We start from the raw sequence: 13,790 nt of genomic DNA on the forward strand, positions 1-13,790 counted from the left end.
TCTTCAATATTTCTATATTTGAAACAATAATGAAAACTTATAAACGACTTTTTTGATACGACCAATTTCTTCTCCCCATATCTCAAAGAAGAAAAGAAAGATCTTACCGCCCCCACTCTAATTTAAAAGTTATATTTTATATCTATTTCACAAATAAGACAAGATCTTGTTCATATATTCAATACAGTCATTAGAACAATTTTTTTAAGGATTTATCCTTATAAGAACTAAAGATGTTGCATTTGATTTTAAAAGTATTCACGCTTTACCACTTTTCTCATTATCCACCTACAATAATGCGATTGATACAAACAGCTTCAAAAACGCTTTTTACAAAATTTTAAAGCATAAAAACACGAAACGATAGAGCTCTATATTTTACAAATCCCCTCTTTTCCTTAACAGAAAAAGCTCTTAATCAGCAGGCCAATATCTCCCTGCCTTTCATGATTGATATCAGCGACCTCAAATGACAGCACTTCACAGCATGATAGGATAACAATGCTACTATTTTAAAAAGCTGATGACGAATACATCCCCAATATTTATAGCCAAAATAACACAAATAGATTTACAGTCTGTCTCATTGTCAATTTTTTTGAAGCATTTAAGCACCTTTATCAATCAGATAAAAAACACATCAACGTGATCCTTTGATACTTATTAAAACACATTATACCATTATTAAAAGAAGGAACTAAAATTCTGCACCATCAATGGTTTTAATCTCGACAATAAAACAAAACTTTAAAAATCACATTTATTATTTTTAAAACGATTTATTAAAAATGATAGCGCAAACCACCAGAAAAATGAACTCCAGAAAAACCAGCCTTGGTTAACCTATGCTGATAGCTAAGATCACTGTGAAGTGTAACTTTAGAAGAAAACTGCGCATTAATACCCAAACCTGTTTCTAAAGAAGAACCAAAAGAACCCAACTGGAAAACATCTTTAAAATGAACAAATTGTTTTTTACCAAAACGATTAGAAAGATGAATATTACCATAAAAACAAATAATACGATCCTTTTCAGATGCTGAAAATGTTTTATTTAAACGCCCCCCAATACGCACCAACCATTGACCTATTTTTTTCATCTCAACATCAAATCCATCAATATCACGAAACTTATCAAATTGAAGATGTTGATAAATAAGCTGGAGTTGCGGATCAAAAATAAGATCTTCATATCCTGTCATAAACACTTTACCAGCAGAAAACGAAACGTTCAAAGGATTTGCTTTTAATGTCGCCGTCTTACCCCAAGCATGGGTAAGCACATCCCCTTTAAACAAACCATAAGATAAAAGACCATCTACATAAAAACCAGTGTTGTGTTTCACACTACCGTATGTCGTAAATGACCATTTATTAAACGTACTCTTTTGGCTTTGTTCCACATTACGAGGTTGTAAGGAAAGCTTTCCATAGGTTCCCATAATCCCAAAAGATGTTGTACTATATGCGCTCTCTATTGTTTTGAGCAAAATGTTTGTTTTTATAGCGTTATAATCAACGTTACCATCGTACCCATATTTAAGTTTAGAAAGATCTGAGACATAACGATAACTCCCACCATAACCGTGGACAGATAAAGCAAAATTCCCTTCAACTTTTAATAATTTGCGAGGAATAGACTGCGTAACTTGCAATTCCTTTTGTTGATTACTGATATCCATGAGTCCAATATGAAACAAAGCATTCGGTAACAAAAGATAGGTTGGAACTTGTGGAACAACCTCTCTGACCTTTAACTCAGAATGAGGGATAACAGACACTCCCAAAGAAGGCTGAATATACTTACTTTCAAGGCGAAAATCCCAAAAATCTCCATTTCCATCAACCAATCTTTGAGAAATTTGTGCATTTCCAAGAGTAGAATCTGGACCATAAGCATGAAGATAATATCGGTAAGGCAACCCTTCTAATGCAATATAAGCACGATCTAACTGAAAAGAATCTTCTGCCGCTTTTCCAGAAACCTGAATAAGTGAAATACTATGAACATTTTCACCGGTTGCTATCTCACCTTGGTTTCCTGTGACAAATTGCACATAAACTGTCGTTTTTCCAGAAACATCACCATGTATCAAAAGCCGATCAGTCTTTTTATTATCGAGCAAACCATTACTACTGAAATGTGTATTGAGATAAATATCAGCACTTTCTTGCGCACTATAAACTTCTTTCTCTCCCTCCCCAATATAAAGTGTCTGATACTCCTGAAACATTGGAGTTTCAAAAGCAATAAAGCTATTAGAAATTTTTACAAATGAAATAAATGAACTTGTGCGGTTTGCAGCTTGCGAAGCTATCTCTCTTCTTTTTGTCAAAAACCATTTTGATCCCCTTGTCAAATAAAGCTCAGCAATAGAATCATCGGCAACACGAGTCCCTCCTATCAATGAAGAAGAATCAGCCAAAATCGCTACAGTCCCTCCCTTTTCAGCTGTTAATAATAAGTCACCAAAAATTTTTGTACCTTCTGTTACTGCAATATAACTACGACTATTATTACTGTGAATAGCTGTTCCATCTGGAACCTCAAAAATCGTCCTTTTCAAAAAGACAAGCCCCTGTTCATACGCATCATTCCCCCCATCCATCTCAAAATACATACCATGTTTATTACCTATTGCTTTAATTGTTGAATCTTCAATATTAACCCGCGAAATTAAAATATTTCCTTCCCTTCCATTATTGGACAGTGTGTTAGAATCTTGTCCAACTGTTAAAACATGAACATCCGTAGAAATAATATTAGTATTTTTTAAATAAACAGAGCCCTGATGTTTTACATTGAAAACTGTATGTGCAATCTTTTCACTTGTATTTTCATTGTCTTCTGTTTTTTGATATTTTGAAGTAATGGTAACACCATCTAAAGTCGCACTCCCCCCTCTCCCCACATAAAGCGCAGCAGCATCATTCACATCAATAAAACCACTTTTCATCTGAATACCCGCATCAGCCCTAACGAAAAGAGCACTCTCTTGACCGATACCCAAACCTTCCACTTTAATTTTTGTATTCGTTAACGTAACAGATGCTCCTCGCTTCTCTGCATAAGCTGCAAACTGAGAAGCCTCAATTGTTCCACGATTAACCTCAATCATTCCACTATCAGCTTTAAGACCTATTGACACATTTTTAAAAGCTGAATCACTCAAAACAATTCTTCCCCCTTGTGATACAGAAACACCATAAATATCTTCTATACCCGCAGTAGCTTCAACCTCTACACGCATTGCCTGAATAACTGTATTTGGCTCCTGCACTACTATAGCAGCAGGCAATATGAGAGAACTACCCTCCCCATTCTTTTCTTTAACAGGTACCGTGAACTTATATACTTTATCACTAATTGTATGCTTTACACCATCACTGCATTTATAAGGCAATTTGTTTTCGTCACATGACAGTGATGTATATGAATGAGAATGCGCCTCAATATTTATATTTAATAAAAAAGAAAAAATAGCTGCTGTAAAAACACACGAATACAAGTGATTTTTAGATACCTTGGTTATCATTGTTTTTCAAAACTCTCTTTTTTTCAACAAAACAAAAAATGCTGGCAAAAAAATAAACCACAAATTAAACACAATAAGAATAAAACAAGCGAGACTGTTTTATTTTTTATGGTAAATTACGGCATACTCATAATATGTTTTGTATTTTATGTAAAGAAAGAACAAAAAGTTTAAAAACACCATTTAGGATGACAATCTTTTTAAAGAGCACATCCCCAAAACCACTGAGAACTGCAATACAAAATGCCAAAAAACTAATCTCAAAAAAACGCGAAAAAATGTAAATTTTTAAAAGATATAATATTCAATATATCTCACCACCGAAAAATAAAAATATAACAAAATGAGAATAATTTTTAAGATTTAAACGATCAAAACGTTTTAATAAAAAAATACGATATAATGAGATATAATATATGAAAGCTATAACAGCATCATTTCTCTAACTACAACAAAAAAAAACAAAAAATCGCACACTAATTTATAACCTAATGTACACAATTTCTGTATTAAAAATGCTAGTATCTAACAAAAAAATTATCATAAAATAAAAAGATCTTTATATCAAAATTACTTGCATAATACTTTAGATCTTTTGATAAAATCTAAAATACAGTAAAACACTCACCATCTTAAAATTAAAAAACACCAAAATAAAATTTCATCAAAATCAGTTTTATGAAAGCTATCTGTTTATTATCATTAAAGAAGATATTTTAGCAAAGCTATTATTTGCCATTCTTTATATTGAATAAATTTCTCTAAACAACAACTCACTATCCTCCGCTATCATCATCATCTGACAACAACACTATTTCTAATCTCGTAGCTGATGAATATAACTATATTGGAGACAAAAGAGCCGTATTTCTCTCTTCTTCCGTTTAATATTTTCATTCAATTATTGCTTTAAAATGAATATTCTACTGTTGATAATCACTTGTGCAAAGCTTTTTTTATTTACTAGCGCTTTTTATCATTTTCAAAACGTAACATCAAATCTCGCTCTTGTTTTGTCGAATTGGTTACACCAAAAGTATCATTATCCATAACCTGTTGATACCCTGCTACCATTAAATTGACTAAAAATGAATCACTTCGCGGCGTTGATGAAAAATAGATTCCCGTTGAATCTTGTAATTTGTATCGATAACCTGCTTTAGTCATGCATTCATAAATTGCTACAAACTGACTTGCACACGAATCCATATTTTCAGGAAAAGCGTAGATCGGCTGCCTGCCACATTTGAACAGTACTTGTGAGATCGTAGATTTATTGACATTGGACTTTTCTCATAATGCCAAGATCGATTGGGGGAGATTTGCTAACACATCCAGCAGCGCTTAATAAAATTATAACACTCAATAATTTCAATATTTTTCATTTCCCCTCCTTCAATATTTACGATAGAAAGGCTGAAAAGCTTGCTAGTATTTTTTCGTATACAAGATGGCTAGTACATTAAAAAGCAACCTCGCCCCCCCATGCGAGAAAAAGAACACGAGAATTATTGATTACAGAAACATCAACACCTAAGGTTGACATTCAGGCTGTTCTTTATGCTCTTTACAATGAGGACTATTCAAACGCCTCTCTACACTTCGCTGAGGAATAACTGCATCAGGCTGACAAATTGGAAGATGCTCATATTTCTCACACCACTTCACCCTTCCCAATTTATCTCGGAAACCTGCTTGGATCATACATGCATTCTCTGCCTCCTCAGCATTGAATTTCTCATCCATACTTGTTTCTGTATCAAGACGACCATCAAAATGCTGCACTCCGCATTCCAACAGAGCTTTTTTGATCTCAAGCTGATCTGCGCCGGGCTTTTCCCATGCATCTACGGCTGTTCGAGAAGGCTGCTCTTCGAAACATCCAGCCATAACAAATAAAGTTATCCCGCTTAATAATTTTAAAATATGCTTCATTTTCCTATCCTTGAGTAATTTTGATATTACGAAACAATCTATAAATTATTTTACATGCTGTTTTTTTATTTCCAAAACAATGATGGATATTATCAACCTTTATTATTTTTACCTTTCCGAAGATTATACCATTATTGTTATATCAAAAATACGGTAAAATTATTACTAAAATCATATTCTATCAACGGCATACCTATAATTATTATCAATATTTTGATTACAACAAAAATAGATATTTTTATATTATTGCGCCTACAGTTGTAGTACCCATAAATAAATAGCATTGAAATGGTGAATTAAGTCCCCCCCCCGCGCACAGGCATGAGAAACATGAAGGTAGTGATTGTTGATCATCACCAGCAAAAATTAAGGCTGGCATTCAGGTGCGGTTTTATATTTTTTACAAAACGAGCTGTTCAAACGCTTCTTGACACTTCGTTGCGGGATAACAGCACTAGGACGACAAATGGGGAGGTTTTCATCTTTATTAAGTATAACACCAATATAGTCCTCCCCATTTGTAGTGGAATTTTGCTTGGATCATGCAAGCATCAATGGAAGCCTCTGCATTGAGGCTTAACTTTTTATTTTCTGGAAAGACATCATACGAGGTTGGCATGCCACATTCTAACAGTGCTTTTCCTACCTCAGTAAAGTCTGCTCCAAGCTTCTCCCAAGCACTCAAAACTCCTAGTGGGGCTTGTCGATGTTATATCCAGCGACATTTAACAGAATGAGACCACTTAATAATTTTAAGATTTGTTTCATTTTTTTTCCATAAATAACCTAAACCTAAATTATCTAAAATCGAATAAATTGGCATAATATGAGGCGTTCCATAGTACCTTGCACACGTATAAGGCGCATGACTATAACAATTCTAGGATCATAGCCGCCTAGCGCTCTCCCCTCCTTTCGCATGGGAATTTCTGGTGGAAATAATACATAAGGGAACTCCGAGGGTACCTTATAAAAAGTAGGTGGATTGTGACCAAATCCTATACCAATGGGGTTAAGTAAATGATTTTGTAGGTAGACATGATCTTTTTCGCCATCATTTACGACATATAATGGATTCGCTATCGATAGAGCCTTATCAGCTGTTCCCAAAAGATAGATATCTGTTTTCTTTGCTATATTGTGGATGCCACGCTTTTTAAAGTCACGCAATCCTTTACCTACTGTTATGGCACCTTTGGGGCTATGTGCACAAACAATCGCTGCTCTATTGCCATTTAGTCCGCCAATCAAACCATTGCCGATTTTGTGTTTCACATCCCCATGAGCAAAACGTTTTGCTACATCTCTTGTATCTTTTATGGTACCAAGAATGCCCACATTGACAGATCCTGTCACACCAGCAAAGGACTTTTCAGGCATCTCTTGTGTCTTAGAGATATTATAGTTTTCCGAAAGCGTGATATTATTGCCAGCATCGACGTTGACATCACACTCTGCCAAAACATTTGTCGGCTTGCATGTTTACATCATGATCAGCAGTAATCCGCACATCTCTGCGCACTTTGAAATAGGATTGAACGGAGGTATTTTCCTATTGATCGCCAGTGTCTTTCACACTCGTAACCCCAAACACCAACAGAAGCACCGCTGCTCTTTTCAAACTGAAAGCCAAAGCCTGTGCGCTCTTCCTGTGTACTCGAACTATGATTATTGTGACCCACAAACACATTGACATCATGCGCTGCCGAAAGGTTAATACCCTCCCCTGCAAGATCAGAGTCTACTACGCTCACATCTTTTTTCTTGAGCGTAATGTTGATATTACAGTTAACATTGAGAGAAGAGCCTTGATGTTCAAAACTCTCTTCATTTTCTGTCTTTGTTTCGCTCCCGTATATCAAAACAAAATTTTTGCCTGAACCCACATCAAAACCTATGGCATGCGTCTGTAAATGGCTGCTATGATGGTCTATCATGCCAACAATCATCACACTTTCTCCCATTACATTGATATCTTGACCGGAAATCCGATGAGAAACAATAATCATAGCATTTCCGTGTACATCCGTATCAATTTTGCCCGTTGCCTCAAGGATAGAGGAAATCGTTGTGATATACGTTTCAGAGCTATTGGAAGATTTCTCGTGTAAAAAGCCACTTTCCGATGATTTTTTTTTGCTGATCGTAGTGTTCTTGAGCGCCTTTTATAATAATATTGAATAATTTTGCACCACAATACAGTTGCGGAGTGCATTTTATCCTTCTCCACTTGTGATAAAAATTACTCCCGTATCAATTTTATAAAAAATAAGTTTGATCCTTGCTCTTTTGCTCGCAATAACAACAAGAATCGTAAAACTGTCACACGTTCATTGTTCTCTTTAATTTACTCTTCTATGAAATTTTATTATGATACCTTGCTACTCTTTATTGAAGTTTTTGCAAACACAATGATACAATGACTTTATTATCCTACCAACGCCAATCCTCTTTGAGAAAAAATAATAGAAATAAAAAACTTCTCCCCTTTACCCCATAACAACCAAAATATCCTTTTAAAGGACACAGAAGACTCCAACCCTTCTTTTCAAGAGAATACATCAAGAACTTTATCTTCGCTTCTAAAAGCTATAGTAGTTTCTTAAACAATAAAAACAATTCTTACAATAACTTATCTTGTAAAATAGAAATCCATTAATGCGTTTGAAAAAGATATCTGCCTATAATCTTGTCTCTAATAAAATCCATTTGCATTGTTAGGCATTTTAACATGAAAGACTTATATTGATTGCAGAGCTCACCATCAAAAAATGCCTAATATTTATATGATTTGATCGTTACCATAAGCAATGGCTCACAAAAACTCTCAAAGTAAAATAATAACGAGCAGATTTTCTTCAATCTAGATTATACTAATCTTTAGAGAATAACAATCAAACAACTCTTCTCCTGATAATATCAGTTATTTGTTTTGAGTTTAATCTCTATTCACATTTTATTGCAGTTTCTTTTGCTTAAAATTATAAAGTTTAAGTGCATAAAAACAAATAACAAGCCAAGCAATCCAACTAAAACCTATAATTAAAACTGGTCGTGTCTCATCAAAATACCATAAGAGAATAAAAATAAAAACCATAAATAAAATAGAAAAAATCGATCCTATTGGCCAAAATGGAATTGGAAATTTTAAACCATTCTGCGCTTCTTTAGGCATCTTAATTCGCATAAAAATTTGTGAAAGTAGAATCATCATCCACACAAAAACTGTCGCGAATGTTGCCATTGCAGCAATAAGAAAAAAAAGCTTTTCATGGTAAAAATAATTAAGGACAGCACCAAGAAGAAAAATACCGAAGATCATCAAAATAACAAAAATCGGTATACCATTTTTTGATAAATATTGAAACTTCTTTAAAGCATAACCTTCCTGCGATAAACCATGTATCATGCGACAAGCACCATACATTCCACTATTCATTGCAGAAATAGCCGCTGTAACAACAACAATATTTAAGATATTTGCTGCATATGAAATCCCAAGATTTTCAAAAATGGATACAAAAGGGCTGTCCATAAGACCAATCTCATTCCAAGGATAAAGTGACATTAAAATAGCTAACGTCATGATATAAAAAAGCAAAATACGAACTGGAGTAGAATTAATTGCCTTTGAAATTGTTTGATGAGGGTTTTGAACTTCCATGACTGCCATCCCAATGATTTCTATACCACCAAAAGCAAAGACAACAACACTAAAGCAAGCTAAAAAACCAAACCAACCATTAGGAAAAATACCACCATTCTTCCATAAATTATGAACAGTAACAGTAGAAGAAACTGCACTTTCACCCCAACCACAAAAAATAATTACTATTCCTAAAATAATCATTGCAATGATAGCAATAACTTTAATAGAAGACAGCCAAAACTCTAGTTCACCATATACTTCTACGGCAGCTAAATTAATACCCGTGATAATTAACGTAATACTAAATGCCCATACCCAAGGAGCAACATCAGGATACCAAAAACCCATATAAGTCGCAAAAGCTGTAATATCAGCCAAACCGACAAGAATCATTTCAAATACATATGTCCATCCCGTTAAAAAACCTGCTAATGGCGATATGTAATTTGCCGCATAACGTGCAAAAGAACCAGGCAATGGATTATGAATAATCATCTCTCCTAAAGCCCGCATAACCATAAAAATAGCTAAACCAGCAATACAATAGGCAATCAAAACACTTGGACCCGCAAGCTTAATTGCCTGTGCAGACCCATAAAAAAGACCTGTTCCAATAGCAGAGCCAAGAGCTAAAAAAATAACTTGGCGCTTACTCATACCTCGTTTCAGTTCATTTCGTGCCATTACTTTCCTTCTTTATTGAAATGTTGACGAAAATCCACACGACAATAACAGCTTTATGATAAATAAAGCCTCATGTTTCTCTTTCGAAGATATACTTTAAAAGCATTAAACAATAGCCTTCCAGGTGCTCTATCCTAGGCAATGAAAAATACTTTTATTGCGAATGATTCAGCTTTTTATAGCCTAAGTTTTGTATCATTTTATTGAAATTACGTGATAATAAAATTTTTTATAATTGTCATTTAACTCATTTTTATATTTTCTATTTTTCTGCAGAAAATGTGGGATTGAATGCAAGATAATGTAAACATTTTTATTCATAAGGATAATTTATTGTTTTATATATTGAATTGGCTCCTCAATATCATAAGATTTTCTCTTTTCCAAACCTGTTCATATTGAAGCAATCAAAACTTTTCGTTTACACATTCTAAGCGAGATTGAAGTGTGAATAAAAAACACATAAAGAAAGAAATAAAAATGCCTTTTAATAAACTGTCTCAAGTACAAAAAGCTGTCGCAACTCGGAAAATAGATTATATAATAGTATCAACTCATATCTTCGTAACATAAAAAATAATGATGCACTATTAATCTTATACTTTTCACGAGAGTTTTTAGATTATACCAGTCACGGATGCAATCCTGACATGTAAGCTTAAGTATTGAGGAAATATTTTCTTAAAACAAATCCGTGAATACAAAAAACAACACTGCTTTGCATGAAGGGCATATGCTTCCATTCATCATATGAGTTTTTCAAGGCTATAAATAAAAACCTTAAATTGATATCATCATATTCAAGAGAAACATGCGTTAAACTTTCTATTAATACCGTATAAACTTTCTACACTTTTTAGCTTGTCACATCATCATAAATTGTATTCAACACCACATACACTCATTTTTTAAACCAATTGATATAGCTTAATCAATGATAATACGAATCTCGCCAGTTTTCAAAAGTATGAGAAAGTGTATCTACAACCCATCTTTTAAGAACTCCAACTGCCTTAACTACAAGCTTTCCAATGAAAAAAAAATATACGGTAAAAATAGCATCTTTGACTGTTGGTCCGATGATAGCATTCTCCTTACCTCTGGGAGTTCTCCCTGAGATAGCAATAAAATCTTTGTTTTTCGCTGAAATAAGAGGCTCTTTTTCTTGGTCCACGATCATAATGAAAACATCCTCTGGAAAGCTTCCTCTCCAAAAATTCGCGTGAGCCTCTATAATTTGCGAAAAACAAACAATGATTGTCATTAAAATACATAATAGACGATTTTTAGACATTTATTTCCCCTTTCTCGTGATTTAAAAGTACAAAAATTATAAACCATCTTTTAAAAAGAGAAATACTCAATAAAAACATTAATTTTAGTGAGTAATAATAAATATAATACGCTCATTCATAAACTTATCTAAACTAGTTTATAGCACAAGATAAGCGTATTAAAGAGATAATTGTGAATAAACACAATACATAACAGCCAATAAATGGAAAAATATTTATTAATTATTATAAAGATATATTCATCATTTCTCCAATTTTTGTATAAAGAAATCTCATAATTAGCTCTCCCCTTCTCTTTTAAACTCAAAAATAAATATTATTTAGGTTCTAGTGAAGGAAAAATTGTTTCTGGTAAAACAGATAATAAGTGCCCTTCACGCACAAGTATATGTGCTTGATGAAGATCTGGAGCCAAATAGCGATCTTCCTTAAGAGAAGCAACATTTTTGCGTAAACATTCCATAACAGATTGCAAAAAAGCACTTGTTTTTAAAGGTGCACGATATTCAATTCCTTGTGCTGCAACAAGTGTCTCAATACCAATCAGTGTAAAAAGATTTTCGCTCATTACCAATAACCGACGAGCTCCATGACAAGCCATTGAAACATGATCTTCTTGATTAGCTGAAGTTGGTGTTGAATCAACGGAAGCAGGATGGGCCATTTGCTTATTTTCAGACATTAAAGCTGCTGCTGTTACTTCAGCAATCATAAAGCCTGAATTAAGACCTGCATTATGCGCTAAAAAAGCTGGAAGTCCATAAGAAACTGCTGGATCAACCATCAAAGCAATACGCCGTTGAGAAATAGATCCTATTTCACATAAAGCAAGAGCAATCTGATCAGCAGCAAATGCTACAGGCTCAGCATGAAAATTCCCACCTGATACAACTTCACCATTCCTTAAAATCAATGGATTATCTGTAACAGCATTTGCTTCAATAATCAGTGTTTTTGCTGCTGCTAGCAAAATATCAAAACATGCCCCCATAACCTGTGGCTGGCAACGTATACAATAAGGATCTTGTACACGCTCATCACCACGTAAATGTGCTGCACGAATTTCTGAATCCTCTACAAGCTTTTCTAATGTTTTCGATACAGCAATCTGCCCATAATGTCCTCGTAAAATATGGATATCAGGATGAAATGGCGCCGTTGATCCCATAATGGCATCTGTCGTCAAAGCTCCTGCCAGCAATCCACCACACAATGCCCGATAAGCTCGAAAAAGACCGGCAAGTGCAAGAGCTGTTGATGTTTGAGTCCCATTAATAAGAGCTAGACCTTCCTTTGCCTCTAAAATAATAGGGGACAATCCCGCTTTCTCCAATGCAACCGCTCCACTCATACGAATATTTTGAAAAAATGCTTCTCCTTCTCCCATCATAACAGCCGCCATGTGAGCAAGTGGAGCTAGATCACCTGAAGCACCAACAGACCCTTTTTCAGGGATGACAGGAATGACGCCCTTTGCAAGCATATTTTCCAGCAAATTTACCAATTCTAGACGAACTCCTGAAGCTCCTCTTCCTAAAGAGATAAGCTTTAAGCTCATTATCAAACGCACAATATTTTCAGCTAAAGGCTCTCCTACCCCACAACAATGGGACAAAATAAGATTTCTCTGTAAAACAGCAACATCGTCCGCATCAATTTTAATGGAAGCCAGCTTCCCAAAACCAGTATTAATACCGTATACAGGCTCACTTCCAGCAGCAATTTCAGCAATGCGCTGAGCCCCTTTCTCGATAGCTAAATGCGTGTCATTATGAAGTTTACTCACTTCACCATTAAAATAAATAGCTTCAAGTTCACTAAGCGTCACCTCGCTCGGTTTTAGTATAATAGTCATAATTTACTTTCTTTTTTAATCAAAGTATAATGTTTAGCATTATTGATCCTTCTATAAAACAAAAAAACTATAACGACTCTTTAAAACGAAATTGCTTTCTTAAAGGCATTCCTTACAATGGAGTCATTATCCAAAAGTAGAATAGTTGACGATAAATGAAAATGAAATATTGACAAGCACAACCAAGGTCATGGATTTCAAAAATAGATAACACATTAATTTATAATCATAATCTAGCATTATTTATATTAAATGAGAGAGCCGAACATCTTAAGATTCTCCCATTCTAAATCTGTGTATGTTGAATCAATCAAAACCATTCGCTTGCACGTCATAAGCGAGATTGGCGTATGGATAAAACTGTACAAAAAAGATCTAAAAAACCCCTCTTATGAACCGTCTCAAGGGCTGTCGCAACATTGGGAAATGACAAAGTGTGTGATGATGCAGGCTTGTTCTTGTGTATGAAGCGTAAAGGGAGGACTCAATGAATTTATCATATGGATATATCATTAAGCTATTCCTACTAAACTTATAAAAATCTTAGATAGATAGCTGCCACAATCTATCATGATTGCAAAAATTAAACTCTATAGAAAATTAAAAAACTTATTTACACATCACAACATAGAAGAAATTAAGGTTATTTACCACTTCTTTGCCACTTCAAAATTGTATTTAAAGCGCCAGATTGAAACCTGAAAAGCACATCTTCAATAAAACCACACAAAGCTCGAGCTAACCCGTTATTTAAAATAAAAATAAGATGTAAGATGTAATAAGGTATCAATTTGAATACTGAAGAAGAAAAAACTCTCCCTCCTTAAAACCTGCCT

The 13,790-nt window shown here is 34.3% G+C and carries 8 protein-coding genes and 1 pseudogene; all 9 read right to left on the bottom strand.

The features are described from left to right. Positions 1-782: 782 nt before the first annotated feature. On the bottom strand, positions 783-3,536 hold the full coding sequence (locus ACFIJQ_RS07390; RefSeq protein WP_375629528.1) for an autotransporter outer membrane beta-barrel domain-containing protein: 2,754 nt from the start codon (positions 3,534-3,536) through the stop codon (positions 783-785). A 963-nt stretch (positions 3,537-4,499) separates the two neighbouring features. Then, complete coding sequence (locus tag ACFIJQ_RS07395) at positions 4,500-4,703, bottom strand: hypothetical protein (RefSeq protein WP_375629531.1); 204 nt, start codon at positions 4,701-4,703, stop codon at positions 4,500-4,502. 366 nt (positions 4,704-5,069) lie between these two features. Continuing rightward, positions 5,070-5,471 (bottom strand): hypothetical protein, encoded by a 402-nt coding sequence (locus tag ACFIJQ_RS07400; protein ID WP_273788279.1) that lies wholly within the window; start codon positions 5,469-5,471, stop codon positions 5,070-5,072. Between the two features lie 366 nt (positions 5,472-5,837). Then, positions 5,838-6,239 (bottom strand): annotated as a pseudogene (locus tag ACFIJQ_RS07405) (hypothetical protein). A gap of 33 nt (positions 6,240-6,272) precedes the next feature. Continuing rightward, on the bottom strand, positions 6,273-6,932 hold the full coding sequence (locus ACFIJQ_RS07410) for a hypothetical protein (protein ID WP_375629534.1): 660 nt from the start codon (positions 6,930-6,932) through the stop codon (positions 6,273-6,275). Between the two features lie 32 nt (positions 6,933-6,964). Continuing rightward, entirely contained in the window at positions 6,965-7,480 is a 516-nt protein-coding gene (locus ACFIJQ_RS07415; RefSeq protein WP_375629537.1) for a hemagglutinin repeat-containing protein, read from the bottom strand. Positions 7,481-8,427: 947 nt separating this feature from the next. After that, the gene (locus ACFIJQ_RS07420; protein WP_273788278.1) at positions 8,428-9,804 is read right to left on the bottom strand and encodes an amino acid permease; all 1,377 of its coding nucleotides are present in this window, start codon (positions 9,802-9,804) and stop codon (positions 8,428-8,430) included. Positions 9,805-10,735: 931 nt separating this feature from the next. Then, the gene (locus ACFIJQ_RS07425; protein ID WP_273788277.1) at positions 10,736-11,098 is read right to left on the bottom strand and encodes a hypothetical protein; all 363 of its coding nucleotides are present in this window, start codon (positions 11,096-11,098) and stop codon (positions 10,736-10,738) included. A gap of 317 nt (positions 11,099-11,415) precedes the next feature. Then, positions 11,416-12,954, bottom strand: a complete 1,539-nt coding sequence (hutH, locus tag ACFIJQ_RS07430) for a histidine ammonia-lyase (protein ID WP_375629541.1) — start codon at positions 12,952-12,954, stop codon at positions 11,416-11,418. Between the last annotated feature and the right edge of the window lie 836 nt (positions 12,955-13,790).

The organism is Bartonella sp. TT67HLJMS, assembly GCF_042193375.1.
GTDB lineage: Bacteria > Pseudomonadota > Alphaproteobacteria > Rhizobiales > Rhizobiaceae > Bartonella > Bartonella grahamii.